The 25,988-nt window shown below is 63.1% G+C and carries 25 protein-coding genes; 15 read left to right on the top strand and 10 right to left on the bottom strand.

From position 1 onward, the window contains the following. Window positions 1-2 precede the first annotated feature (2 nt). Entirely contained in the window at window positions 3-1,433 is a 1,431-nt protein-coding gene (locus tag NKI29_RS09520; RefSeq protein WP_352796042.1) for an FAD-binding oxidoreductase, read from the top strand. Window positions 1,434-1,619: 186 nt separating this feature from the next. Further along, window positions 1,620-2,186 carry a DUF6101 family protein gene (locus tag NKI29_RS09515; protein WP_352571410.1) on the top strand — a complete coding sequence of 189 codons (567 nt, stop codon included), beginning with the start codon at window positions 1,620-1,622 and terminating at the stop codon, window positions 2,184-2,186. A gap of 190 nt (window positions 2,187-2,376) precedes the next feature. Here NKI29_RS09515 and ubiA read toward each other — a convergent pair whose 3' ends face one another. Beyond that, the gene (gene ubiA / locus NKI29_RS09510; RefSeq protein WP_352571409.1) at window positions 2,377-3,360 is read right to left on the bottom strand and encodes a 4-hydroxybenzoate octaprenyltransferase; all 984 of its coding nucleotides are present in this window, start codon (window positions 3,358-3,360) and stop codon (window positions 2,377-2,379) included. A gap of 156 nt (window positions 3,361-3,516) precedes the next feature. Here ubiA and purD point away from each other — a divergent pair, with 156 nt between their 5' ends. Continuing rightward, window positions 3,517-4,794: a phosphoribosylamine--glycine ligase gene (purD, locus tag NKI29_RS09505; RefSeq protein WP_352571408.1), complete on the top strand. Its 1,278-nt coding sequence runs from the start codon at window positions 3,517-3,519 to the stop codon at window positions 4,792-4,794. A 22-nt stretch (window positions 4,795-4,816) separates the two neighbouring features. Here purD and NKI29_RS09500 read toward each other — a convergent pair whose 3' ends face one another. The 3 genes from NKI29_RS09500 to NKI29_RS09490 all read right to left on the bottom strand — a co-directional run bounded on the left by NKI29_RS09500 (window position 4,817) and on the right by NKI29_RS09490 (window position 6,900). Then, window positions 4,817-5,917: a glycoside hydrolase family 25 protein gene (locus NKI29_RS09500; RefSeq protein WP_352571407.1), complete on the bottom strand. Its 1,101-nt coding sequence runs from the start codon at window positions 5,915-5,917 to the stop codon at window positions 4,817-4,819. A gap of 195 nt (window positions 5,918-6,112) precedes the next feature. Beyond that, on the bottom strand, window positions 6,113-6,616 hold the full coding sequence (locus NKI29_RS09495) for a GNAT family N-acetyltransferase (RefSeq protein WP_352571406.1): 504 nt from the start codon (window positions 6,614-6,616) through the stop codon (window positions 6,113-6,115). Then, window positions 6,613-6,900 carry a type II toxin-antitoxin system TacA family antitoxin gene (locus NKI29_RS09490; RefSeq protein WP_352463862.1) on the bottom strand — a complete coding sequence of 96 codons (288 nt, stop codon included), beginning with the start codon at window positions 6,898-6,900 and terminating at the stop codon, window positions 6,613-6,615. The genes NKI29_RS09495 and NKI29_RS09490 overlap by 4 nt, the downstream gene beginning before the upstream one ends. Before the next feature lie 252 nt (window positions 6,901-7,152). Between NKI29_RS09490 and NKI29_RS09485 the strand changes: the two genes are divergently transcribed. Then, window positions 7,153-8,916: an acyl-CoA dehydrogenase family protein gene (locus NKI29_RS09485; RefSeq protein WP_352700346.1), complete on the top strand. Its 1,764-nt coding sequence runs from the start codon at window positions 7,153-7,155 to the stop codon at window positions 8,914-8,916. 53 nt (window positions 8,917-8,969) lie between these two features. Then, window positions 8,970-9,722 carry a crotonase/enoyl-CoA hydratase family protein gene (locus NKI29_RS09480; RefSeq protein WP_352571404.1) on the top strand — a complete coding sequence of 251 codons (753 nt, stop codon included), beginning with the start codon at window positions 8,970-8,972 and terminating at the stop codon, window positions 9,720-9,722. Window positions 9,723-9,794: 72 nt separating this feature from the next. Here NKI29_RS09480 and NKI29_RS09475 read toward each other — a convergent pair whose 3' ends face one another. After that, a complete protein-coding gene (locus NKI29_RS09475) occupies window positions 9,795-10,070 on the bottom strand; it encodes a hypothetical protein (protein WP_352571403.1) in 276 nt (91 codons plus the stop codon). 256 nt (window positions 10,071-10,326) lie between these two features. Beyond that, entirely contained in the window at window positions 10,327-10,944 is a 618-nt protein-coding gene (gene pdxH / locus NKI29_RS09470) for a pyridoxamine 5'-phosphate oxidase (RefSeq protein WP_352449910.1), read from the bottom strand. A 39-nt stretch (window positions 10,945-10,983) separates the two neighbouring features. Between pdxH and NKI29_RS09465 the strand changes: the two genes are divergently transcribed. Both NKI29_RS09465 and NKI29_RS09460 read left to right on the top strand, forming a co-directional pair. Further along, entirely contained in the window at window positions 10,984-11,445 is a 462-nt protein-coding gene (locus NKI29_RS09465) for an RT0821/Lpp0805 family surface protein (protein ID WP_352700347.1), read from the top strand. Window positions 11,446-11,545: 100 nt separating this feature from the next. Continuing rightward, window positions 11,546-12,475 (top strand): DnaJ C-terminal domain-containing protein, encoded by a 930-nt coding sequence (locus NKI29_RS09460; RefSeq protein ID WP_023674103.1) that lies wholly within the window; start codon window positions 11,546-11,548, stop codon window positions 12,473-12,475. 77 nt (window positions 12,476-12,552) lie between these two features. Here the strand turns inward: NKI29_RS09460 and NKI29_RS09455 are convergent, their stop codons facing one another. Then, entirely contained in the window at window positions 12,553-13,791 is a 1,239-nt protein-coding gene (locus NKI29_RS09455; RefSeq protein ID WP_023674104.1) for a YcaO-like family protein, read from the bottom strand. A 169-nt stretch (window positions 13,792-13,960) separates the two neighbouring features. Here NKI29_RS09455 and NKI29_RS09450 point away from each other — a divergent pair, with 169 nt between their 5' ends. Further along, the gene (locus NKI29_RS09450; protein ID WP_031211050.1) at window positions 13,961-15,691 is read left to right on the top strand and encodes an adenylate/guanylate cyclase domain-containing protein; all 1,731 of its coding nucleotides are present in this window, start codon (window positions 13,961-13,963) and stop codon (window positions 15,689-15,691) included. Between the two features lie 10 nt (window positions 15,692-15,701). Here NKI29_RS09450 and NKI29_RS09445 read toward each other — a convergent pair whose 3' ends face one another. Beyond that, window positions 15,702-16,280 (bottom strand): hypothetical protein, encoded by a 579-nt coding sequence (locus NKI29_RS09445; RefSeq protein ID WP_023674106.1) that lies wholly within the window; start codon window positions 16,278-16,280, stop codon window positions 15,702-15,704. Window positions 16,281-16,453: 173 nt separating this feature from the next. Here NKI29_RS09445 and NKI29_RS09440 point away from each other — a divergent pair, with 173 nt between their 5' ends. The 4 genes from NKI29_RS09440 to NKI29_RS09425 all read left to right on the top strand — a co-directional run bounded on the left by NKI29_RS09440 (window position 16,454) and on the right by NKI29_RS09425 (window position 20,931). Continuing rightward, entirely contained in the window at window positions 16,454-17,821 is a 1,368-nt protein-coding gene (locus NKI29_RS09440) for a S8 family serine peptidase (protein ID WP_023674107.1), read from the top strand. Continuing rightward, window positions 17,812-18,969, top strand: coding sequence for a DUF1501 domain-containing protein (locus NKI29_RS09435; RefSeq protein ID WP_352635352.1), 1,158 nt, complete (start codon window positions 17,812-17,814; stop codon window positions 18,967-18,969). Before NKI29_RS09440 ends, NKI29_RS09435 begins: the two co-directional genes overlap by 10 nt. Before the next feature lie 524 nt (window positions 18,970-19,493). Then, window positions 19,494-20,312: an enoyl-ACP reductase FabI gene (fabI, locus tag NKI29_RS09430; RefSeq protein WP_031211054.1), complete on the top strand. Its 819-nt coding sequence runs from the start codon at window positions 19,494-19,496 to the stop codon at window positions 20,310-20,312. Window positions 20,313-20,343: 31 nt separating this feature from the next. Then, window positions 20,344-20,931, top strand: a complete 588-nt coding sequence (locus tag NKI29_RS09425) for a histidine phosphatase family protein (RefSeq protein ID WP_352756324.1) — start codon at window positions 20,344-20,346, stop codon at window positions 20,929-20,931. A gap of 63 nt (window positions 20,932-20,994) precedes the next feature. Here the strand turns inward: NKI29_RS09425 and NKI29_RS09420 are convergent, their stop codons facing one another. After that, window positions 20,995-21,258 carry a DUF1344 domain-containing protein gene (locus tag NKI29_RS09420; RefSeq protein WP_023716902.1) on the bottom strand — a complete coding sequence of 88 codons (264 nt, stop codon included), beginning with the start codon at window positions 21,256-21,258 and terminating at the stop codon, window positions 20,995-20,997. A 275-nt stretch (window positions 21,259-21,533) separates the two neighbouring features. On the opposite strand from NKI29_RS09420, the gene aroC reads away from it, so the two are divergent. Further along, the gene (gene aroC / locus NKI29_RS09415; RefSeq protein ID WP_352796040.1) at window positions 21,534-22,643 is read left to right on the top strand and encodes a chorismate synthase; all 1,110 of its coding nucleotides are present in this window, start codon (window positions 21,534-21,536) and stop codon (window positions 22,641-22,643) included. A 117-nt stretch (window positions 22,644-22,760) separates the two neighbouring features. After that, a complete protein-coding gene (gene ribB / locus NKI29_RS09410) occupies window positions 22,761-23,861 on the top strand; it encodes a 3,4-dihydroxy-2-butanone-4-phosphate synthase (RefSeq protein WP_023674113.1) in 1,101 nt (366 codons plus the stop codon). Between the two features lie 59 nt (window positions 23,862-23,920). Here ribB and NKI29_RS09405 read toward each other — a convergent pair whose 3' ends face one another. Further along, window positions 23,921-25,144: an MFS transporter gene (locus NKI29_RS09405; RefSeq protein WP_352756326.1), complete on the bottom strand. Its 1,224-nt coding sequence runs from the start codon at window positions 25,142-25,144 to the stop codon at window positions 23,921-23,923. A 118-nt stretch (window positions 25,145-25,262) separates the two neighbouring features. Here NKI29_RS09405 and NKI29_RS09400 point away from each other — a divergent pair, with 118 nt between their 5' ends. Further along, window positions 25,263-25,916: a TetR/AcrR family transcriptional regulator gene (locus tag NKI29_RS09400; RefSeq protein WP_352756328.1), complete on the top strand. Its 654-nt coding sequence runs from the start codon at window positions 25,263-25,265 to the stop codon at window positions 25,914-25,916. Window positions 25,917-25,988 lie beyond the last annotated feature (72 nt).

Below are 25,988 nucleotides of genomic sequence, written 5' to 3'. Positions count from 1 at the left end.
CCATGAACGACATTTCCCCCGATCTCGACCCCGCCGTCGTCGCGCGCTTTGCGGCAATCGTCGGCGACAAATATGCGCTGCGCGACCAGCAGGACATCGCGCCTTACCTCACCGAGCGGCGCGGACTTTGGCACGGCAGGACGGCTTTGGTGCTGAGACCGGGGAACGTCGAGGAGGTCAGCAGCATCATGCGGCTGGCGACCGAAACCGGCACGCCCATCGTGCCGCAAAGCGGCAACACCGGGCTGGTCGGCGCCCAGGTGCCGGACGCATCCGGCCGCGAGATCGTGCTGTCACTGTCGCGGCTGAACCGCATCCGCGAGATCGATACACTGTCCAACACGGTGACGGTCGAAACCGGCGTCATCCTGCAGACGCTGCAGGAAGCGGCCGATGCCGCCGACCGGCTGTTTCCGCTGTCGCTTGCCGCGCAAGGCTCCTGCCAGATCGGCGGCAATCTCTCGTCCAACGCCGGCGGCACCGGCGTGCTTGCCTACGGCAATGCGCGCGAGCTCTGCCTCGGCGTCGAAGTGGTGCTGCCGACCGGTGAAGTGTTCGACGATCTGCGCAAGCTGAAAAAGGACAATACCGGCTACGATCTGAAGAACCTGTTCGTCGGCGCCGAGGGTACGCTCGGCATCATCACCGCCGCCGTGCTCAAGCTGTTCCCCAAGCCCAAGGGGCGCGAGGTGGCGTTTGCCGGCCTGTCATCGCCGGAGGCGGCACTGTCGCTGTTCAGCCTGGCGATGGATCGTGCAGGGGCAGCGCTCACCGCCTTCGAGCTGATCGGCCAGAGGCCCTACGACTTCACGCTTGCCCACGCACAAGGCGTGGTGCGGCCGCTGGCCGGCGATTGGCCGTGGTATGTGCTGATGCAGATATCGTCGGGCCGTTCGGCCGACGATGCCAGGGCCCTGATCGAGGAGGTGCTTTCGGCAGGCCTCGAGCAAGGGATCGTCGGCGATGCGGTAATCGCGGCAAGCATTGCCCAGGGCGATGCGTTCTGGAATTTCCGCGAGGTGCTGCCCGAGGCGCAGAAGCCGGAAGGTGCCTCGATCAAGCACGACATCTCGGTGCCGGTGGCGTCAATCCCGCCCTTCATTGAAAAGGCCGCCGGCGCCGTGCAATCGGTCAGTCCCGGCGCGCGCGTCGTCTGCTTCGGCCACATGGGCGACAGCAATCTGCACTATAACATCTCCCGGCCGGTCGACGGCGATGACGAGGCGTTTCTCGGCCTTTACCACGTCATGAACAAGGCCGTGCACGACGTCGTGCGCGCGTTTCATGGCTCGATCTCAGCCGAGCACGGCATCGGCCAGTTGAAGCGGGACGAATTGATCGCGACGGCGCCGCCGATGGCGATCGAGCTGATGCGCAGGGTGAAGGCCGCGTTCGACCCGGCCGGCATCATGAATCCGGGTAAGGTTATCTGATCCTTTCGCCGGCCTGCGCCGGTTCGCATTCCGATAACCATCTGCCCCGGATCAGCAAAATTTAACCGACTTTCTTAAGCGCGAGGATAAGAAGCCCGCGCTAATGTTTCTCCACAAACGAGGCTGGGAAAACCGGCCCGGAGAACCGGAAACACCGGCTCTCAGGAGAAACAGGAAAGGCACGATATGAACACTGGACTGAAGCCAGTCTGGGCCGGCCGCAATATGCGTCTCGACCCATTCCGCCTGCCGCAGGTGGTGAGCTACGCCACGCGCGACGACTATGGCGACGTCACCTTCACCATCGACCAGCGCGGCGCGGTTATCCGCCGCACGCTGGAGATGAGCGGCGTGCCGGCGATCATCGCTCTGCCCGCCAACGCGTTTCGCGGCGTCGCCGCCCGCGCCATGGAGGATCCGGATGGCAATGTCACAGTGACGCTTGAGCTTCTGCACAATGACCCGATGCTGTCGGTGCCGCTGCTGGTGGCCGACGATCTCGACGATGTCGCCGCTGACTGGCGCGCCTGGGCCGATGCCTACCGCCTGCCGATGCTGCTGATCGAGGCCGACGGCATTGCCCGCACGCTCGAAGAATCGCTCGGCGCTGCTATCAAGGCGCTGCCGGCGCAGGAGCGCCGCAAGGGTCGCGTCTCGACCATGCGCCGCCCGCGCTTCCTCGCCCGCCGCCGCGCCGGCGATCTCGGCCTCAGGCTGGTCATCGGCGGCGAGGAGCTCATTTCGCGGGAATAGCATGGGCTTGGCGGGCTTGCGCCGCCCTTCTTTCCTTCTCCCCTTGTGGGAGAAGGTGGCCGAGCGAAGCTCGGTCGGATGAGGGGTGTTCCAGGGAACGCCAACGCCTCATTTCTTCCAACACCCCTCAACCGTCTTGGCGCTACGCGCCAATCCACCTTCTCCCACAAGGGGAGAAGGGAACAGGCCGCTAAACCAGCGGCTTCAGCGCCACCCAAACCGCGCCGCCGATCAGGCCGAGGAAGATCAGCCAGCCGACCTGGTTGTTCGATCTGAACAGCCTCAGGCACTGGTCCGGATCGTCGATGTCGAGCACGGCGATCTGCCGTGCCATATGCGCGCCGGCGGCGATCAGCCCGGCGAGTGCAGGCACCGGTGCCTGTGCCGAGGCGAAAGCAATGGCGAAGCAGACCAGCGCTCCGCCATAAAGTCCGGCCAGCCAGGCTTTGGTGTTGTCGCCGAACAGGCGCGCCGTCGAGCGCACACCGACGATGGCGTCGTCTTCCTTGTCCTGATGCGCATAGATCGTGTCGTAGCCGATCACCCACAGGATCGAGCCGATATAGAGCATGATTGCCGGCCCATCGAGATCGCCGAACTCGACCGCCCATCCCATCAGCGCTCCCCAGGAAAAGGCAAGGCCGAGAACGAGTTGCGGCCAATTGGTGTACCGCTTCATGAATGGGTAGACGGCGACGATGCCCAGCGAGCCGATGCCGAGCGAGATGGCGAAGCTGTTGAACTGCAAAAGCACGGCAAGGCCGCCCAGTGCCTGCACGACAACAAACATCCAGGCCTGCCGGCGCGTGACCTTGCCGGCCGGCAGCGGCCGCGAGCGCGTGCGTTCCACCTGGTTGTCGATGTCCTCGTCGACCAGGTCATTGTAGGTGCAGCCGGCACCGCGCATGGCGAACGCGCCAAGAAAAAACAGCAGCAGATACCAAGGCGACGGCAGCAGCGAGAGCAGCGGATCCGCCGGACGCGGATAGGCGCTCGCGGCAAGGGCAGCCGACCACCAGCATGGCCACAGCAGCAATTGCCAGCCGATCGGCCGGTCCCACCGGGCAAGCTGCGCATAGGGCCACAACCCCCGCGGCAGCACGCGATAGACCCAGTGGCCGCTCGGCGCATCGGCGACGCGGCCCTGGGCCGCTTTCGACTGGACGGTTTCCATTTTGCTGGAGTGGCAGCAGAGGCGAATGCCGTCAAGCGTCAAGCAGCCCCCGCACGCTCGCCACGCGCAATCGGCGCTTCGGCAGCCAAATGTCTTGACCCGTCGCGCGCGGCGCAATAGCGCAGTCCTGGTCTTGGAATGACGAGGAATCTGGGCATGCGTGTTTTGCTGATCGGCTCCGGCGGACGAGAGCATGCGCTGGCCTGGAAGATCGCGGCGTCGCCGCTGCTGACCAAACTCTACGCGGCGCCCGGCAATCCGGGCATCGGCCACGAAGCCGAACTGGTGAGGGTCGATATTGCGGATCACGCAGCGGTGGTCCGGTTTTGCCGCGAGAATGAAATAGACCTCGTCGTGGTCGGGCCCGAAGGGCCGCTGGTCGCCGGCATTGCCAACGACCTGCGGGCCGAGGGCATCCGCGTCTTCGGCCCGTCAAAAGCGGCGGCACGGCTGGAAGGATCAAAGGGTTTCACCAAGGATCTCTGCGCCAGATACGGCATCCCGACCGCCGCCTATGGCCGCTTCGGCGATCTGGCTTCGGCCAAGGCCTATGTCGAGAAGACGGGTGCGCCGATCGTCATCAAGGCCGACGGCCTCGCTGCCGGCAAGGGCGTCACCGTCGCCATGACGCTTGACCAGGCGCTGGCCGCGCTCGAGGCCTGTTTCGACGGCTCCTTCGGCCAGGCCGGGGCGGAAGTGGTGGTCGAGGAGTTTCTCGTCGGTGAAGAAGCAAGTTTCTTCTGCCTGTGCGACGGCACCACCGCGCTGCCCTTCGGTACCGCGCAGGACCATAAGCGCCTCAGTGACGGCGACACCGGCCCGAACACCGGCGGCATGGGCGCCTATTCGCCGGCCCCGGTGATGACGCCGGAGATGATCGACCGAACCATGCGCGAGATCGTCGAGCCGACCATGCGCGGCATGGCTGAAACAGGCGCGCCGTTTTCCGGCGTGCTGTTCGCCGGGCTGATGATCACTGACAGCGGGCCGAAGCTGATCGAATACAACACCCGTTTCGGCGACCCGGAATGCCAGGTGCTGATGCTGCGGCTGAAGGACGATCTGCTCGTCCTGCTCAACGCAGCCGCCGACGGCCAGCTGGCGCATACTTCGGTGCGCTGGCGCGACGAGGCGGCGCTCACCGTGGTGATGGCAGCCAGGGGCTATCCCGGCACGCCGGAAAAGGGCTCGGTCATCCGCGGCGTCGAGGCAGCGGCAGGCGACGGCGTCGAGATCTTTCACGCCGGCACCGCCATCAACGGCGGCGCACTCGTCGCCAATGGCGGTCGCGTGCTCAACATCACGGCGACCGGCCGCACCGTCGGCGAGGCGCAGAAGAAGGCCTACGCCGCGCTAGACCGGATCGACTGGCCGCAAGGCTTTTGCCGCCGCGACATTGGCTGGCTGGCGGTGGCGCGCGAGCAGGCGAACTGATGCTTCGGGCGGGCCTTCGGCCTCAGCGCAAGCCGTGATCGAATTCGGTCGAGACGCTGCTGACCGCATCGGCGGTGGAGACAAATCCTGGCACCGATGCCGCACGCTTTTCGTTTCGCGTCCAGGCGACATATTCGGCAATCCCGCGCGGAAGGCCCGGCGCCGCTTTCGCCGCAGGCATTTGAAAGCCGCTGCTGAACCTGGCTAGGCGCGCCCTGAATACCGCGACCATCTCCTCGAAGCTTGCTGGCGTCACGCTAGCGTAAGCGATGGTGCCGCCGGCGAGCCCGGCTTCGCGTGAGAGCGGCACCGGTATCGAGGTGAGATAATCCGGCTGCACGTCGATCAGGCCGCCGAACGGCCACTGCGCGCGCAATTCCGTGGCGTTCATCGGCGCGACGCTGACGTCGATATCGTTGGGTGTGCCCGCGACCCTGTAAGGGCAGCGGAACCGGCCGCAATTTGCTCGCGCCGAAAACTGCCAGAGCGCATAACCCTGCCAGTTGCCCATCGGAAAATGCACGTCGATGTCGGGCTTGTAGCGCGCATACCACAGCGGCAGCCGCGACAGCAGCTGGTATTTGTATCTGTTGTCGGCGATGTGCCGGGCGGTCGTTCCATTGGTGTAGAGCACCGGAAAGCGGCCGAGCCGCCGATGCACCTGGCGGACGAATTCTTCGGCGTCGTTCAGCGACATCCACTGCGCCGGGTCGTCGTCCTCGATGTCGAGGGCAAGCAGGTCGTCCGGCCCGGGTTCGGCGAACTCGATGAAATGATTGGCCTGGCCGACCGGGTTGCCGGGGCGGGCGAGGTGATAGGCGCCCCATTTCAAGCCAAGCGCCTTGGCCACAACCTTGCGCGTCTGGAACAGCTCACGCGCCACCGCATGGCGCTTCCAAAGCGTCTTGCACAGCCGCGTCTCGGTCTCGTCGCCGAAACAGAAATAGGGTGGCGGCATTCCGTCGGATGCCTTGTTGATGAAGCCGACAAGACGCTTGTCGGTGGCAAGCCTGGTCCAGTCGATGGAATTGTATTCGTAGGCGTCGACGACCAGCGCCCTGTCGGCATCCTTCCACGGTTCGGAGAAATCCGAGGCCTTTGCCGGCGTCAGCATCAGGGTCATTGCGGCCGCGACAAGGAGAAGCGCTGAGCGGACAAGGGGGCGCGCCGGCGTTTTCAAACAGCAGATCCTTGCTGGCCAAAGCCAAATCCTGAACCGCCATGGTTAAGGAAATGCTTCGGGTGCCGAGTGGGCGAGTTGGAGCGCTGGCGAAGCGATCCTTGGTGCTCCTCAAGAGCAAAGCGATGGTTGCGATTGTCAGCCAAATAGCTTCAACGCTGTTGCTATGGGCAGGAACAGTGATGCCGGGCGGCTCTGAAACGAGGTGAAGCCATGCCTGCGATAATACGCGACCGCCTGGTCATCCTTGGCGTCGACAATCAACGCGAAGGCTGCTGGGGCAGCGCTGACGCTACGTCGTAGCGCATCCACGATCAGCGCCGACCCGACCCGCCGCCGCTGGTATCCGGCATCGACGGCCAGCCTGCCGACCAATATCGCGGGCAGAACCGGGTAGCGTGGCAGATGTTTTGTCTGTTCGTCAGGCAAGGACGCGATCGGTATGCTCGACGCCGCCAAAGTGTAATATCCGGCGATCGCGCCGCCATCGCGATCCACGGCAACGAAGCAATTGCCGACTCGGCGTTTGACATCCTGGCTGGCTTGCTCCCGAATGTAGCGGTCGAGCGCCGGTACCCCGCAGCTGAACGCCTTGCGATCATGCGATCCGCCGAGCGGTTCGATAATGACGGCGAAAGTCACCGGGTTTCGACGACCAGCCGTTTGTGGGCGTCGGCAGCCTTGCGCAGTGCCTCATTAGGCTCGGGCGGATTGAGAATCGCCTCCATCATGGCGCGCTGATCTTCGACGGAGATACGCATGATGGTGGTGTTCTCGATAGTACGCTGCGCCGCCTCTTGAGCGGCGGCGACCACGAAGTCGCTGACGCTGCGGCCCTGGATTTCGGCGGCACGTTTCACCACGTCCAGCATATCCGGCGAAATACGGGCTTCGAGACGGGCGGTGCGGGTCTGTTGGTTTGGCATTATCGTCACCCCTGATGCTGCCTTGTACGGGAACTAGCCGTACAAATCAAGTGCGTCGTCCGGCTCTAAGTAATTTTGCATACGAGCCAGCAATTGCAAAATCCGCGTGACAAAGTTTGACGTTTACGTAAAAAGAAGATGGACAGGGAACTCCGAAAGCAGATGATTTTGCATCGGCACAGGTCTTAAGTAGACCTGCCAGACTGGGGAGGGCCAGACTGGGGAGGGCCGGGCTGAGGAGGAGCGAACGCCATGTATCGGGCACCGGTCGAGGAGATCGCCTTCACCCTGAAGCATGTCGCCGGCTTGAAGCCGGCGCTCGATGCCGACACCTTTGGCGAACTCGGTGAGGACCTCGTCGACGCCATTCTGGCCGAGGCCGGCCGCTTCGCCAGCGAGGAGGTGGCGCCGCTCTACACGGTCGGCGACCAGCACGGCGCGGTGCTCAACGGCGCTGCCGTCATTACCCCGCCCGGCTGGAAGGAACTTTATCGCCGCTGGATCGGCGGCGGCTGGAATGCGCTGTCCGCGCCGGAAGCGTATGGCGGCCAGGCGCTGCCGGCCATGCTCGGCGTCGCCGCGCTCGAAATGTGGAACTCCGCCTCGATGGCGTTCGGCATCGCCCCGACGCTGACCATGGCCGCGGTCGAAGCACTCGACAAGCATGGCTCGAAGGCACTCAAGGTCAAATATCTGGAAAAACTGGTCTCCGGCGAATGGATGGGCACCATGAACCTGACCGAGCCGCAGGCAGGCTCGGACCTGAATGCCTTGCGAACCCGCGCCGAACCGGCCGGCGACGGCACCTACCGCATCTTCGGGCAAAAGATATTCATCACCTATGGCGAGCACGATTTCACCGACAACATCATCCATCTGGTGCTGGCGCGGCTGCCGGACGCGCCGGTCGGCACGCGCGGCCTGTCTTTGTTCCTGGTGCCGAAATTCCTCGTCGGAGACGATGGCGCGCTGGGCAGGCGCAACGACGTCTTCTGCTCCGGGCTGGAGCACAAACTGGGCATCCACGCTTCGCCGACCTGCACCATGATCTATGGCGATGGCTTCGAAGGCAGCAGGCCCGGCGCGATCGGCTGGCTGGTCGGCGAGGAGAACAAGGGCCTCGCCTGCATGTTCACCATGATGAACAATGCGCGCCTTGCCGTCGGCATGCAGGGCGTCGCGGTCGCCGAGGCGGCGACGCAGAAGGCGCTCGCCTATGCAAACGACCGCCGGCAAGGCAAAGCGGCGAGCTATCGCGGTGCCGGCATGGCGCCGATCGTGCATCACCCCGACATCCAGCGCAGTCTTCTGACCATGAAGGCGCTGACCCAGATTGCCCGTGCCATCTGCTATTCCTGCGCCCACGCCATCGATCTCGCGTCACAGAGCGAAGATGCAAAGCACTGGCAGGAGCGCGCCAATCTGTTGACGCCGCTGGCCAAGGCCTTTTCGACCGATGTCGGCGTCGAGGTCGCCTCGCTTGGGCTGCAGGTGCATGGCGGCATGGGGTTCATCGAGGAGACAGGCGCCGCAGCACTTTATCGCGACGCGCGCATCGCGCCCATTTACGAAGGCACCAATGGCATCCAGGCGATCGATCTGGTGACGCGCAAGCTGCCGCTCGGCGGCGGCCGGCATGTGCATGGCTACATCGCCGAACTCAAGGCCGTCGCCGATGCGGTGCGAGCGTCGAACCTTGAAGGCTTCGGCCGCACCGCCGATCGCCTCGACCAGGCGCTCGACGACCTGTCACAGGCGAGCCGATTCCTGCAAGACCTGCAAGCCGAAGGCCGATCGGACGAGGCGCTGGCCGGCGCCACACCCTATCTCAGGCTGATCTCGCTTGCCGCAGGCGGCGCCTATCTGGCGCGCGGCGCGCTTGCCGACCAAAACCGCATCGCGCTTTGCCGGTTCTTCGCCGAGAACCTGCTTGGCGAAGTGGGCGCGCTGAAGGAGCGCGTCGTCGGCGGCGCCGACAGCCTTGCCGTTGCCGGCAAGGCGCTGATTTCAGCCTGACGTTCGCAACGCCCGAAATTCACCAAGGCCCGAAATTCACAAAGGACCAATCCGTGACAGACCACATCCTCGTCGAACGCCAGGGTGCCATCCAGATCATCCGGATGAACCGTCCGGACAAGAAGAACGCCCTGACCCGCGCCATGTACGCGACGATGTCGGCGGCTCTTGCCGGCGGCGACGCCGATCCGGCGATCCGCGTCCATGTCTTTCTTGGCGTGCCCGGTGCCTTCTCGTCCGGTAACGACCTTGCCGATTTCATGGTCGTCGCCTCGGGCGGCGAAAGCGGTACCGAAGTCTGGGATTTCCTGATGGCGCTGGCCAAAGCGGAGAAGCCGATGGTTTCCGGCGTCGACGGCATTGCGGTCGGTATCGGCACCACGCTCAACCTGCATTGCGACCTGACCTTCGCCACGCCGCGCACAATATTCCGGACGCCCTTCGTCGATCTCGGCCTTGTGCCGGAGGCCGGTTCGAGCCTGCTCGCGCCGCAGATCCTCGGCCGCCAAGGCGCCTTCGCGCTGCTTGGCCTCGGCGAGGGCTTTTCGGCCGAGAGGGCGAAGGCCGCCGGGCTGATCTACGAGGTGGTCGAGGAGAGGGAACTCGAAGCATCGGTATTGGCGGCGGCGGGCCAGATCGCCGCCAAGCCGCCGCAAGCGCTGAAGATCGCGCGCGACCTGATGCGCGGCTCGCGCGACGCCCTTGTCGAGCGCATCGGCCAGGAAAGCCAGCATTTCCGCGAGCGGCTCAAATCCGACGAGGCCCGCGCAGCCTTGACGGCCTTCATGACCAGGAAGAAGGCCTAGACCTTCTGGCCTTGTCTCGCACCGTGGACCCGCCGGCAGCAACCGGCGGGTTTTCTTGCCATGATCTCTTTGTCACATCGCCATTTTTTTACATTCGGCCTGGGCCTTTGGCGAAGACGTGTCGATCATGAATGTCTTGCCTTTGGCGTCGGTCATCAACATCATGCAATGCTTGATCGGTTTCGCCATTTTCATCATTTCGGCGCTCATCTTCGCGTCGGGCATCATGGTGCCCATATGCCCATCGGGCATGATCGCCATGACCTCCCCACCCTTCATCACCGTCATTGTCCCCATCGCGTCCTCCGCAAAGGCTTGCGAAGCGAAAAGGCAGGCAAGACCGGCCATCGTGACCAACCTGAGTGAATGCATTGCTTCCTCCTGAATTTGCGCCAGCGGCGCGTTGAGCCCTTCCCTGGTTCGTTCCGGCAAGCTGGAACGTTTCACGCACACGAGATCGTGATAGTGGGAATTGGAAATCCGGCAGAAGCGGCCCGGCCTTGGCCGCCTTCATGACCAGGAAGAAGGGCTGAAAAAATGGGCGCCGGTGCGGAAGCTGCCGATGTCCCCCTTGTGGGGGAGATCGGCGCTCCACCGTCGTGCCCTACGGATAAAGCCTCACCTTGTCCCAACCGCCCTCGGCGTTGCGCGAAAACACCACACGGTCGTGCAGCCGGAACGGACGGTCGTGCCAGAACTCGATGGTCTGCGGCACGATGCGGAAGCCTGACCAGTGTTTTGGCCGCGGGATCTCGCCGATCGCATGGCGCGCCGTATATTCGGCGACCGCCTTTTCCAGCGCGAAGCGGCTCTCCAGCGGCCGCGACTGTTTGGAGGCCCAGGCGCCGATCCGGCTGCCGCGCGGACGCGTCGCGTAATAGGCGTCGGCTTCGGCGTCGGTGACGATCTCCACCGGGCCGCGCGCTCGCACCTGCCGGCGCAGCGATTTCCAGTGGAAGCACATCGCCGCTTTCATGCTGCCAAGAATCTCACGGCCCTTGGCGCTCTCGAAGTTCGTGTAGAAGACAAAGCCGCCCTCGTCGAAGCCCTTAAGCAGCACCATACGGACATTCGGCATGCCTTCGGCATCAACGGTCGCCAGCGCCACGCTGTTGGGGTCGTTGATCTCGCTCTTCGTCGCGTCGTCGAGCCACGCCGCAAAGAGCCGGAACGGCTCCGCCGCCTCGGTAAAGTCACCGCTTGTTAACCCGGTTTCGCTCATAGTTTTCCCAAATTTGTCGCCGGCTGGGGAGATTGCCGATTGTCGCGTATCGCGCAAGCTTTTGACAGTGGGCAATGGAGCGTTATCGCTTCGGCCAGCGCCAAAGCCATGATCGTGACAATCATCCTGCCGCTTGCCGCCTGTGGCGGCGGCGGCTTCAGCCTGGAGCAGGCGGAGGTCGACCGCTCGATACTGACCTCGAGCACGCCGGCCTCAGTCATGTCGCTCGATCAAGACCGCGCCTCCGATCAGGCCACGATCCGCAACGCCGTGTCCTCCGCTGACGTCGAGCAACTGGCTGGGCAGGCCGTTCGCTGGGCGAATGCCGACACCGGCTCGCGCGGCTCCATCACCGAGCTGGCGGAATTCAGGGCTAACGGCGAGACATGTCGTCGCTTCACCGCATCGCGCGAAAGCTTCGACGGCGTCGCGCTGTTCAAAGGCGAAATATGCCTGGCCGGCGGCAGCATCTGGCGCATACAGGACTTCAAGGCGCTCTGATTTTCCGCCGGCAACATGGTGGTAAGCCACTGGAATTCCTTCCTATGCGAGCGCATATAGGAGGCGATTATGGACTCACTCCTTCTCCAGGGCAGTAAGCATGCGCGACCCCTATGAGGTGCTGGGCGTTGCCAAGAACGCATCGGCCAAGGACATAAAATCCGCATACCGGAAGCTCGCCAAGAAGTATCATCCGGACCAGAATCCGGATGATCCCAAGGCGAAGGACCGTTTTGCCGCCGCCAACCAGGCTTACGAGATCGTCGGCGACGAGAAGAACCGGGCGGCATTCGATCGCGGCGAGATCGACGCCGACGGCAAACAGCGTTTCCAGGGTTTCGAAGGCGCGGCCGGCGGCGCCGATCCTTTCGCCGGTTTCCGCCGGCAGCAAGGGCCGGGCGGCGCGCATTTCGAATTCCGCACGGGCCGTCCCGGCGGCGATCCGTTCGACGGCAACAGCGACATCTTCAGCCAGATCTTCGGCGATGCTTTCAGCCAGCAGCGCGGCGCCGGCACCGGCGGCCGCCGTCAGGCCCCGACCGCCGCCGATCTCAACGTGACGCTGGACGTCACCATCGAGGAGGCCGCCACCGCGGAGAAGGTGACGGCGATGTTCCCCGACGGCCGCAAGATGGCGGTCAAGTTGCCGGCCTATGTCGAGGACGGCCAGACCATCCGGTTGAAAGGCCAGGGTGAGCAAGGACCGGGGCAGCCGGGCGATGCGCTGGTTAAAATCCGTTTCCGCCGGCACCCGCGCTACCGCGTCGAGGGCCGCGACCTGCATGTCGACCTGCCGGTGGAACTGGCCGATGCGGTGCATGGCGCCAAGGTGGCGGTCGAAACCCCGACCGGCAGGATTGCGGTCAACGTCCCCCCTTGGTCGAGCTCGGACAAGGTTCTGCGGCTGAAGGGCAGGGGCCTACCGGAAAAGGCCGGCGGTCACGGCGACCTCTACGCACACGTGCGGCTGATGCTGCCGGAAGGCGGCGACGCCGAGCTCGAGGCGCTGATGCGCCGTAGAAAGGGCTGACGGTCGAAAAGGCTGGCGCTTAATGCCGTGTGTGTAAAGCGGGCACTCCGGGGTGGGCATGCCCGCGACCATCCGGATCACAATGGAAAGGGAACCTCGTTGATGGCCTGGGAAACTGATGGCTTCAAACCTAGGCGCACAGGAACATCATAGAGCCTGCCGCCGCCCAACCGGGGCTTGGTAGGACGAAGTCCAGGTACAAACACTCGTGCAACAGGCGATTCGGCGTTGTGCGTCAGGTTGACCGCGAAGATCTCAAGTTCCTGCTCGTGGCAGATGTCGAGGCAATAGTTCCAATCCAGTCGCAACTCGGCCGACGAGGCCTGAACTGCTGAATTGCCGGAAAGGTGAGGAAGGCGATGAATGTTCTCGTCCATGTGCCACCGATAGAGGTGCAGCGCGCCGGGGGTGAAGGCCGCCGTGCCGGACGTATCGGCGTTCCGTTTGAGCAGGGTAAGGTTCGCCTCACATTCTGCAAGTTCCCCCACCGCGCGCCGGGCCGCCTCCGACATGGATCGTCCGGCCGCGAATCCGAACGCAATCGCGTCACCGCCCACGTGATGAGAAATTGCAGCGACAATGGGGATGGGCAGGTCAAGCGTCAGGAGCAGAAGCCGCAATTCGCGGTTCTGCGTCAGCAGCCAATCGGCGTACTGGGACGCCAGTCCATCCGACAGCGAAGTCAGGTCTATCCGAGGCAGAACCAGCCGATTGTACCACCATATGGCTGTTGCATCGCGCTCCACGACTTCGCAGAAGCCGCGCACGACCGCGTCCTCTATGCTCGATCCCCTCGCAAGACCATTGGAGTCCGCCGGGGGCAGACCTGATGACTCATCGTTGGGATACCCGAGAAAGCACAATCCCGCAGGCACCCAGGCCTCGCTCGTGCTGAAGCGCGGATCGCTCCGGATCCAGTCCAGCGGCTGCGACCTGCGCCAGCGGATCGGGACCGCGCGGCTATCATCGACGTTTTTGTTCCAATGCAGCCGCTCGCAATACTGCGCATCACTGAAAAGTGTGAGTGCAGGCGGCTCGATCACGCGCCCGCGCAATTCGCCGGCGCGGGCGCGTGAGAGTCGCTCATGAGGGATCATCTGGGCGAAATAGGTTTCATCGGCCTCATACCCGCAGGCGGTTGCCGCCTCCTGGGTGGTGTTGCCCCACCCTGACACAAAACGAGAAGGTCTGGCCCCTCGGACGGGGCCGACCGCGACCGTGATCGGGCATCTGAGCGTGGGATCGGTGATCACGATGGGGCCGTAAACCAGGCTTGACCCGCCGGCCCCTGCCTCGGACGCCCGCCGCTCCGGCATTATGGACCCTTCACCCAAGCACGGCCCTCACATGTTCAATCCTCTACAGTATCGGCACCAATTGCTCATTCGCACGCTGACACGCACTGGAGTATGATGCAAACTCCTGCGAGACGCTTTGATATCGTCAAGCCGACGTCGAACATAATATAACCCGCCGAGGGAGAGAATGAACGCGGGCGACAGCAATCTTCAGCGACGTCTGACGGCTATCCTGGCTGCTGACATGGTCGGTTACTCGTCGCTGATGGCCCGCGACGAAGAGCGCACCTTCGCGCTCGTCAAACATCTCATGCAGGACGAAATAGAGCCTAGGATCACGCAGCACCGGGGACGGGTTGTGAGAACGACCGGAGACGGGATGCTCGCCGAGTTTCCAAGCGCTTTCGGAGCCGTGCAGTCAGCAGTGGAAGTCCAGGAACTGCTTGTCGGCCAGTCTTCGGGGAAGGCCAGCCAGGAAATTTTTCTCCGGATTGGGATCAACTTCGGTGATATTATTGTCGATACCGATGGCGATGTGTTTGGAGATACCGTCAACATAGCCGCGCGCCTGGAACAGTTCGCCAGCCCGGGCGGTATCTGCCTTTCCGGAAAGGTACACGACGAAGTTCGCGACAAATTTAATCTTCCGTTTGAATATTGCGGCGAACAGCATCTCAAGAACATTCCACGCCCGATTCCCGTATACTCGTTGTTCCAAAAGCCCAAAGGGCTGCCACCTGCATCGACTGCGCAGGTGGCTGGTCCGAGCAAGCCCTCCATCCTCGTTCGCCCGTTCAAGAGCGCGGGCGACGTCCAACCCTATTTCAGTGGCGGCTTCACCGAAGACATCGTCACGGAACTGACGCGCTTTACTCAGCTTACGGTTGCGTCCCATTATACGTCGACGCGGCTCAAGGATGTGGACCTGGTCGCGGATAACGGCGTGGATTTCGTCATCGAAGGCGGGATCCGCCGCATGGGCCGGCGAATGCGCATTACATGCGAGCTGGTCGACGCAACCTCGGGTGAGTGCTTGTGGGCCGAGCGCTACGACGGGGACGAGCAGGACATCTTCGATGTCCAGGACGAACTGATCGGGAAGATCGTCGGGACCGTTATCGGCCGTCTTACGGCCGCAGGCGCCGAGAAGGCGCGGCGTAAACCACCTGCCAATCTCGCGGCCTATGAGTGCGTGCTCCGGGGCAATGCCCTGCCCCTGGGCGACATCGCGGCCGAAATGGAGGCTCGACAGTGGTATCAGCGAGCGATCGAGCTCGATCCATCCTACGGGCGCGCGTACGCCAAGCTCGCCCACTATAAGCAGCTTGAATGGTTTCGCGACATGGGGCCGTCGGATGCGGTGCTTGCCGAGGCTTATGACATCGCCAAAAAAGCGGTGGCGCTTTCCCCCAATGATCCAGTCTGCCTGAACATACTGGGCTGGGTGCTCCTCCACCGTCGTGATTTCGACGTCGCATCTCAGCTATACACACGCGCGCTCGAACTCAATCCGCACGATCCCGAGCAGGTCTCCTATCAAGGGACTTATCAAACATTTGCCGGCGAGCCCCAAAGTGCCTTGGACTGGTTCGAACGGGCGCGAGTGCTCGATCCCCTATACGAGCCTTCATGGTATTGGCCGTTCCGCGGTCTTGCCCATTTCATTGCCCACCGTCCGGATAAGGCAGTCGTCGATCTGGGCCGCTCGTCCACCATGCCGACCTGGGTTAAGGTCTATCTGGCTGCAGCGAACGCCCTGCTTGGCCGAAACGAAGAGGCGAAGAGCTACACGTATCTGGTTCTGCGTGGCGCACCGGAGTTCTCCGGGCGGCGGTTCGCCACCAAGGAACCTTACAAGCTGGAGGGTGACCGTAACACGCTGCTCAACGGCATGCGGGAAGCGGGATTGCCCGAGTAGGGACTGGCGACTATCTGCAGCCGAAGAGCACGGCCGTGGCGAGCTCGTCATGGTAGTGCCTGCCCTGGGCGTATTTGTGGTAGTCGTGGAGATAATCGATCAGATCGCTGCGGGTCAGGACCCCCCTCGGCACCTGGGGCACCACCACATTGATCAAGTTCGGTTCGTCCACGTGAACTTCGACAGACACTCCCGTTTCCACGATGTCTTCCAGCACCATTTTGAGATCACGCTTCAGGTCCGCATAGGCGGCAGCATCCGGGATCGCGTCGCCCCCGTCGAGAGGGTCATCCTCGTATTTTATGGGCTGCCCATTCAGATCTTCTATCGTTAGTGTCTGCGAATGTGGCGCTGTTCCGGCGGCGGCGGTCCGGACCCTGATGTTGCCGATAGCACGGCCTGCTTCCGGCCGAAGTCTGATAGTATCACCGACGGCGAAAATCTGCCGATCAATGGTAATTGTTAGGGGATCTGTTGAATCCATGGACAAGATACGTGACGAGGCCGGCAAAAGCTTGAGCCAGGCCCCTACGATCGCTGCGCCGATCTCTTGGACTTGCCGACCTGGCTTCAATTCTGCCCTGGGCATCGCCGAGGCTCCCCTCCGAGGTCAATGCAAATAGCCTAAACGCATTTTGCATCTGTCGCAAGCAATGCGCAGGCGGCATGCTCGCATCGACTCGATGTTTTCATGGACAGAAAGCCGTATTGGGAGCATTCTGATCCTCGCGGTATCAGTAACGACAGCCGGAGGGTGTACGAATGATACTTGCTCAACTTCGTGTGCTGTTGCTCGGCTGTCTCCTCGCCGTTGTCGGAACAGCGAGACCGGAAGCGTCAGGCGAGGAGGGCTTCACCGACAGCGGTGACATCGAAAAGACTTTCATCGTCGACATCGCCAGGGCGGCGGAGTTACGCAAGGATATCGGCGCGCTAAACAAGTTCATCGCAGGCAAGGGCAAGCTGGAAGCGGTGGACATGCCGGATATCGGTATCAGCATCGTGACGGGGACCTTTTCCGAGAGCGAGATCGAAGAGCTGCGCTCCAGGGGATATGAGGAGCCGGATCCTTTCGTGGTGAACCTGTTCGATGGTGCCACCTGCGAGGGGCCGGAACTCCTGGGCATCTCGCCGACTGCGGATGTTGTCCCTCCCAGCGTCTGCAGGGTCGTCGGGTCACCACAGCCGGTGGCTTCAGGATCGCCCACCGTATGGATCATCGACAGCGGAGTGGATTGGAGCGTTGTCACCGCCGGGCTCCTCAAGGTTCAGGAAGCCATCGATTGCACGAGCAGCCCATGCCAGACCGTGTCGAGCCTCGACGACACAGTAGGGCACGGGACGATGGTGGCAGCAGTTATCGGCGGAAAGCGTGTCAAGCAGGGCGACCAGTATATAGGTCTGGTTGGTGTCAGCCCCGACGCCCCGCTCAAGATCGTAAAGGCCTTCAGTAAGCTGAAGACCGAAATTTTCGGCCCGCCTCTTCTCGCGCTTCGCCATGTTCGGGACAACGCGGTCGCTGGGGATATTCTGAACTTGAGTTGGGGTGCATTATATCTGGAGAGCACCAGACGCGGAAGCACGTTGCAAGATCTTAAATTTCTCGACGCCCTTCTTTATCAGATCGCCGACCGTCAGGTGCGCGTTGTGGTAGCTGCGGGCAACCCCCGGGAAGACGAAGAGGGCCCTTGGGTACAGTCTTATTTCCCGGCCAATGCGGCGACTTATTTTTCGCCTGTGACGACAGGAAACAAGGTGGGAGCGATATACAGCGCTTCGGCTTCCAACAGCGAATATATTCAGGTGGCAACTCCTGGGAAATGCCAAGGCATCAGCAACGCCTGGTGCGACACGCTATGGCGCGGGGGGGCGTTCGGCGCGTCCTATGCCGAACCGGGCGTCAATGTCCTGTCACTGTGGAAGAGCCGAAAGAACGGCAAGCTCCGGAGGAACATCTGTTCGGGCACATCTTTCGCAGCCCCGGCACTTGCCGGCCTTTTGGTTCGCAACGCGCAGCCGACTAACAAGGCTCTGACAACGGGAAGTCTTAGCCCGAATACGGATCTGCTAGGGTATATGACCGCGGGTACGCCGGTGAACCCAAGTTCGGACGAGCCTAAATGCAACTGACCCGAAGGGCAGCGCTGCAAGGTTTGGCCTTGGCGTCCGCGTTCGGTAGCGTGCGTCTGGCCGGTGCCTCGCTTGTGGACGAAGATCCTCGCCTTCTGCTCGTCCACGTGCGTGGCGGACTCGATGCACTAGCTGCCGTGCCGCCCTACGGCGATCCGCATTTTGCCTCGGCGCGCGGGCCCCTCGTGCCTTTCCCGAACTCTGGCGTCGCCGAGATGCTCAAGCTCGACGGGCTCTTCGCGCTTCATCCGGCGCTCGGGTCTCTCCTGCCCCACTACTCGTGCGGCGAGTTGCTCATCGTGCCCGCGACCGCCATTCCGGATGTGGGCCGGTCCCACGCGGCCGCCCAGGCGGCGCTGTTCGACGGCGATATCGACGGCGGCAGCGCCGGATGGCTCGACCGGGCTTCTTCTGTACTGTCGGGCCGGCAGAAGGCGGTGTGGCGGGGCAGACCGGCCGATCGATCGATGGACATGCTGGCCCATCTTGCGCTGGCCAATCCTCGGCTCGAACTCGTCCGCCTCTACGCCGAGGGCACTTGGCCGTCCGGCGCAAAAGGCAGCGAAAGCCTGCTGGAACAACATGCCGCATGCGACGCGGCTCGCTTCGGCGACGCGGCCAGGAGCGCGGCGCTTGCCCTGTCAGCTACGGGCGGACCGCGGATCGCGATGCTCGAGGTGGCCGGCTTCGACACGCATGTGGCGCAGGGAGCGGACTTCGGAAGGCTGGCGCGGAGTTTGAATGGGCTGGCGCGGGGCCTCATTGCATTTGCCCAAGCGTCCGGGCCTGCCTGGAACAGGACGGCGGTGCTGGTGGTCACGGAGTTCGGCCGTTCCGTGGTGCCCAACACCGACGGCGGCACTGATCACGGCGTCGCGAGTGTCACCTTGTTAATGGGTGGCGCCGTTGCCGGCGGGCGAGTAGGCAATCGCTGGCCCGGTCTTGCTCGAGACCTGCTTCATGGCGGAACAGACTTGGCTGCTACGACGGACGTACGATCGATCATAAAGGGCGTGCTGACGGAACACCTGCGTCTTCCTGACCGAGCAATGGCTGAAATTTTCCCAGGCGCTGCCGGGATACCGGCGGTGCGTGGACTGTTTATCGGGAGCCGTTGTCCAGGCGGAGGTCGACTGGCTTCGATGTGATCTCCAGCGCGGTTTAGCTTCTTATCCGCGTCGGCTACGGGACGCATCGGACTGCAATAGGCGGACGCCTAATCTTAAGTGGCCGCTTCTAAGAAGCTTCCGGAATCACGGCTATTGTGAAGGGTTTCGAATGCCGGCCTCCCAGCGCGGTCGCCTATAATGTCCGGTTTAAGGCAATGGCCGAGCTAACTTGAATGGCCGAGATGAGGCGCAAAGCGGTCGCCAACGGCCCAAAGTATGGAAGTCGGCTCGGGGTCATGAGCGTGACTTCGGCCGCTGGCCAACGAAACTTCCGCCAAAGGGTCATCTTCCGCCGTGCCACACCGACACCAGTGTCGGATTTTTCCACTGGCCCACGACCGCAAGGTCAAGGCGCTACAGCGTCCTTTGCGCGCCCAAAGGACGCGCGGCGCTGTTGAGCAACCGCTTTGTCCCCCGAACTGTCCGCTTTGAACGCTTGAAGGGGCACTGTGGCTGTGCGATAGGCACTCCACAAAGTAGAGAACCTTGCGGAGAGCGCTGACATGGCGGGTGGACGGGGCCTTATGGCCGGCAAGCGCGGCCTTATCCTTGGCATCGCCAACAATCGCTCGATCGCTTACGGCATCGCCAAGGCCTGTGTCGACCACGGCGCCGAGATCGCGCTGACCTATCAGGGCGAGGCGTTCAAGAAACGCGTCGAGCCGCTTGCCGCGGAACTGGGCGCGCATGTCGCCGGCCATTGCGATGTGACCGACCCGGCCAGCCTCGATGCGGTGTTCGCCGATATCGCCAGCCATTGGGGCAAGCTCGATTTCCTCGTCCACGCCATCGCCTTTTCCGACAAGGACGAGCTGACCGGCCGCTATGTCGAGACGACGCGCGACAATTTCCTGCGTACAATGGATATTTCGGTCTATTCCTTCACCACCATCGCCAAACGTGCCGAGGCGCTGATGACCGATGGTGGGTCGCTGCTGACGCTGACCTATTACGGCGCGGAAAAGGTGATGCCGCACTACAACGTCATGGGTGTTGCCAAGGCGGCACTCGAAGCCAGCGTGCGCTATCTGGCCGTCGATCTCGGCGCCAAGAAGATCCGTGTCAACGCGATCTCCGCCGGCCCGATCAAGACGCTTGCCGCATCCGGCATCGGCGATTTCCGCTATATCCTGAAGTGGAACGAATACAATTCGCCGTTGAAGCAGACGGTCACGCAGGAGGAGGTCGGCGATTCCGGCGTCTATTTCCTGTCCGACCTTTCGCGCGGCGTCACCGGCGAGATCCATCATGTCGATTCCGGCTATCATGTCGTCGGCATGAAGGCGGTCGACGCGCCGGATATTTCGACCGTCAAAGACTGACGCCACCGTCTGACCTCTTCCGGAAGACCCGATGTACCCGCTCGTCTATATCGTGCGCCACGGCCAGACGGCGTGGAACGCCGAGGCCCGGCTGCAGGGGCAGGCCGATACCGACCTCAACGAGCTTGGCCGCGAGCAGGCTAGCCGCAACGGGCGCAGGCTGGCCGAACTCATCGACAAGCCCGAAGATTTCGAATTTGTCGCCAGCCCGATGCGGCGCACGCGCGAGACGATGGAGCGCCTGCGCGCGGCGATGAAGCTCGATCCGCACGCCTATCGTACCGAGCCGCTGCTCGTGGAATTGAGCTTTGGCGACTGGCAGGGTTTCACCTTTGCCGAACTCGAGGCGAACAATCCCGGTTCGACCAGGCGCCGCCGCCTCGATAAATGGAATTTCCAGCCGCCCGGCGAGGGCGCCGAAAGCTACCAGATGCTGCTCGAACGGGTGAAGCCGTGGTTCGACGCGCTCGATCGCCAGACGGTCTGCGTGACCCATGGTGGCGTCATGCGCGCGCTGTTCCGCTTCGTGCTGGGGATGTCCGAACAAGATGCGGTCAGCATGGAAGTGCCGCAGGACCGCGTGCTCAGGCTGGACGGCCGGCGCCTGGAGTGGCTTTGAGACCGATGACGTAGCCTATGTTGAGATCAGGTCGGGCCGGCCTCAGCTGAATATCGACGCGCCCTATTCCGTCGATCCGGTGTCCGGCAGTTCCATGTCGGTGACGACGTTCTCGCCATTCGTCACGTCGTAGGCGAGGACGATGTCCATGCCTGGCTTCAGCGCATCGAGGTCGGTTTCGGCGTTCAGCTTGTAGGACTTGCCGTCGTCCAGCGTCAGCGTCAGCGCATCCTTATCGACCTTCTTGATCAGGCCTTCGGTCTGGCCGGCGAAGGCGGCGGTGGAAATCAACAGCGTGGCGGCAACAGCGCCAATCAGGATACGCATCATCGTCCTCTTTAATCATTGCCGGTACAGCGGCTCGGTCCAACGGAACAGAACTGAGCAGAAACCAATCGAATGTGTCAAAACTAAATCCGCGGGATCACAGTTTGACCACTGTGGAAAACGCCAATAGAAGGCAGGCGACAGCGCCGCGCGTCCTCCTGGGCGCGCAAAGGACGCTGTAGCACTTTTGATTTTGTGCATGATCCTTTCCGAAAATCGCTCCGATTTTCGGGGTCATGCGCTGAGCCGGCTTCGACGCCGGCAGGGCTGGTTCCATGTCGCACAACACGTTCGGCCATCTTTTCCGCGTCACCACCTGGGGCGAAAGCCATGGGCCGGCGCTGGGCTGCGTCGTCGACGGCTGTCCACCAGGCATCCGCTTCAGCCGCGACGAGATCCAGGCCAAACTCGACAAGCGCCGCCCCGGCCAGTCACGTTTTGTGACGCAGCGTCGCGAACCTGACGAGGTCAAGGTCCTGTCCGGCTTCATCCTCGATGAGGACGGCGAGACGATGATCACCACCGGCACGCCGGTGTCGATGCTGATCGAGAACGTCGACCAGCGCTCCAAGGACTATGGCGACATCGCCCGCCAGTTCCGGCCGGGCCATGCCGACTACACTTACGAGGTCAAATACGGCCTGCGCGATTACCGCGGCGGCGGCCGCTCCTCGGCGCGTGAGACGGCGGCGCGGGTGGCGGCCGGAGCGCTTGCCCGCAAGGTCGTGCCCGGCATGGTGGTGCGCGGCGCGCTGGTGTCGATGGGCGATAAATCGATCGATCGCGCCAATTGGAACTGGAATTTCGTCGGCGACGCCGAAAACCCGTTCTTCACGCCTGATCCGGCGTCCGTCGCCGTCTTCACCAAATATCTGGACGGCATCCGCAAGGCGGGCTCCTCGGTCGGTGCGGTCATCGAGATCGTCGCCGACGGCGTTCCGGCGGGGCTTGGCGCGCCGATCTATGCCAAGCTCGACCAGGACATCGCCGCCGGCCTGATGTCGATCAACGCCGTCAAGGGCGTCGAGATCGGCAACGGTTTCGAGGCCGCCCGCATCACCGGCGAGGAGAATGCCGATGAGATGCGCATGGGCAATGACGGCAAGCCGGTCTTCCTATCCAACAACGCCGGCGGCATCCTCGGCGGCATCTCGACCGGCCAGGCGATCGTCGCGCGTTTCGCCGTCAAGCCGACCTCGTCGATCCTGACGCCGCGAAAGTCGATCGACAAGGACGGCAACGACGTCGAGATCATGACCAAGGGCCGCCACGATCCATGCGTCGGCATCCGCGCCGTGCCGATCGGCGAGGCGATGGTTGCCTGCGCCATTGCGGATCATTATCTGCGTCATCGGGGACAGACAGGTAGGGGAGTAGGGGAGTAGGGCAGTAGGGCAGTAGGGCAGTATGTTTATGTTAATGCCCGGCAGGCAGCCATTTTCGCTTTCCCCTACTGCCGTACTGCCCTATTCCCCTACTCCCTGCGAGCGAAGCGAGCACCCATGCCTTACGACCAGAAGAAGATCGTTGAAGCCCTGCGCGCCTTCGAGCGCGGCGAGATCGTCGTCGTCATGGACGATGACGGACGCGAGAACGAGGGCGACCTGATCGTCGCCGCCGTCCATTGCACGCCGGAAAAGATGGCGTTCATCGTCCGCAACACGTCAGGCATCGTCTGCACGCCGATGCCGCGCGAGGAAGCCAAGCGGCTCAACCTGTCGCCGATGGTGGCCGACAATGATTCCGCCCACACCACTGCCTTTACCGTCAGCGTCGACTTCAAGCACGGCACCACGACGGGCATTTCGGCGGACGACCGCACGCTGACGGTGCGCAATCTCGCCAACGGCAATGTCGGCGCGTCCGATTTCGTGCGCCCCGGCCACATCTTTCCGCTGATCGCGCGCGAAGGCGGCGTGCTGATGCGTTCGGGCCATACCGAGGCCGCTGTCGACCTCTGCAAGCTCGCCGGCCTGCCGCCGGTCGGCGTCATTTCCGAGCTGGTCAATGATGACGGCACTGTCATGCGTGGCCCGCAGGTGCAGGCCTTCGCGGAAAAGCACGGGTTGAAGCAGATTTCGGTTGCCGACCTAATCGCCTACCGGCAACGCAAGGAAACGCTGGTCGAGCGCGTCGCCTGTTCGGACATCGAGACGCCCGGCGGCAAGGCACAGGTCTTCACCTACACGCTGCCCTGGGATTCCATGCATCACGTGGCGGTCGTCTTCGGCGATATCCGCGACGGCGTCGAGGTGCCGGTGCGCCTTCATTCCGAGGACGTGGTCAGCGACGTCTTCGGCACCAGCCACCGGCTGGACGCCATCATGAAGGCGATGGGCGAGCGCCAGCGCGGCGTCATCGTCTATCTGCGCGAAGGCTCGGTCGGCGTCGCCCATCAGGAGCGCAAGCGCCCGGCTGCCGGCGACCGCGAGGATCATGAAGAGGCTCGCCGGCGCGAGAACGAATGGCGCGAGATCGGCCTCGGCGCGCAAATCCTCAAGGATCTCGGCATTTCCTCGATCAATCTGATCGCCTCGCGCGAGCGCCATTATGTCGGCCTCGAAGGTTTTGGCATCCACATCGCCAAGACCGAGATTCTTTAGGCCATTCTCACGATGCTGGTATGCGTCCGGCCCCGCCTCGGGACCGGACGCGCCGGAAACTATTCCGCAGCGACCGCGGCTGCGTCGCATGCAGCCATGTCGCAGTCCGGCGCGACAAGGCTGCGCTGGCCGGCGAGCACGATGACCAGCGCGATTGTGCCCGATGCCACCGATACCCAGAACCCGTTATGCGCGCCGAAAGCGTCCACCACCCAGCCGGCGGCGAACGAGCCGAGCGCCATGCCGATGCCGATGCCGGTCATCACCCAGGTCACGCCTTCGGTCAGCACCGCCTCGGGCACGCGCCGCTCGATCAGGCCGAATGCCGTGATGAAGGTCGGCGAGATCGCCACGCCGCTGACGAAGACGGCCAGTGCCAGCAGCGGCACGGTGTCGGCGACGAGCAGCGGCAGCGTGGTAAGCGCAATGATGGCGATTGCGATGGCAAGCTGAATCTGCAGCGGCAGTTTCAGGTTCAGGGCGCCGATGATGATGCCGACGACGAACGATCCAAGCGCGTAGACGCCGATGACGAAGCTGGCGGCGCCCGGCTGGGCAAGCTCCTTGGTGATCGCCACCGTGCTCACCTCCGTGGTGGCGAAGGTCGCGCCGATGAAGATCAGGGCCAAGGTGATGATCTGGACCGGCCGCAGGCGGATTGCCGAGCCGCCTGAACCATGTTCCACCGGTCGGGCTCGCGGTTCGGTCGAGCGCTGCAGGATGAAGGCCGTCGAACCGAAGGCGAGGAACAATGTGCTCGCGAGCACTCCCGCTTCCGGGAAAAGCGCGACGCTCAGCCCTACCGACAGCGATGCGCCGGCTATGTACACCAGTTCGTCCGCCGCCGACTCGAAGGCGAACGCCGTGTTCAGCTCGGGGCGGTTGCGAAAAATCTCGGTCCAGCGTGCGCGCACCATTGCCGGGATGCTGGGCATGACGGCGGCGAGCAGCGCCGAGACGAATAGCGTCCATATCGGCCAATGCTGATTGGCCGCCGCAATCAGGATCGCGAAAGCGAGCGTGGAAATCACAGTGGTCGGCACCACAATCCGCGTCTGGCCGAGGCGGTCCACCAGCCGTGATACCTGCGGGGCGACGAAAGCGTTGGCCAGCGCATATGTCGCGGAGACGGCGCCGGCCAGCCAGTATTGGCCATCGGTCTGCGACAGCATCGCGACGATCCCGATCGGAGCCATGGCGATCGGCAGCCGGGCAGCGAAGCCGGCGGCGGCAAAGCCCTTGGCGCCGGGCGCGCGAAAGATCTGGGAATAGGGATTTTGCATGGTCTGGCTCCTCGACAACGGCCGGTTCGGCGATTACATACGTGGCGTATGAGTTTAAATAGATCATACGCGGCGTATGTCAATTGGCATACGAGACGTATGTTAATAGGGCCAGAGCATGCATAGACCACGCAAGGAGATGATTGCCGAAACCCGCGCCAAGCTGATCGGGGCGGCGCGCCAGGCCTTCGGCACGCTCGGCTATGCCGAAGCCTCGATGGACGATTTCACGGCATCGGCCGGGCTGACGCGCGGTGCGCTCTATCATCATTTCGGAGACAAGAAGGGCCTACTCCAGGCGGTTATCGCCGAGATCGACGCCGAAATGGCAGCCCGGCTGAAGGTCGTTTCGGCCAAGCCGGACAATCTCTGGCAGGGCTTTGTCGACGAATGCACCGCCTATATCGAGATGGCGCTGGAGCCGGAGATCCAGCGTATCGTGCTTCGTGACGGGCCGGCGGTGCTCGGCGATCCATCGCAATGGCCAAGCCAGAGCACATGCATCCGCTCGATGACAGAGAGCCTGCAAAGACTGAGCGACGAGGGGACAATTCTCGCCGTCGATCCCGAAGCCGCGGCAAGGCTGGTCAGCGGCGCCTCGTTGCATGCGGCGCAGTGGATCGCAAATTCGAACGATCCCGAAGCGACGTCGAAGAAGGCAGTGAAGGCGTTCAAGGTTCTTCTGGAAGGGCTGCTCAATCGCACCGGCAAGCTGCCTAAGCCTGATCGATCGTCAGCGAAGCAGCCCCAGATTGACCGATCACCGGCCTGAGATCATTCTTTTCGCCGATCCCAGGCGGCTCGCGGTGGGTTCAGCCGACGCCGGTTGCCTAAACCCTGTTGA

This window comes from Mesorhizobium sp. M0678 (assembly GCF_040320505.1).
In the GTDB taxonomy this organism is placed as follows: Bacteria; Pseudomonadota; Alphaproteobacteria; order Rhizobiales; family Rhizobiaceae; genus Mesorhizobium.
This window is presented reverse-complemented; position numbering and strand designations above follow the sequence as displayed.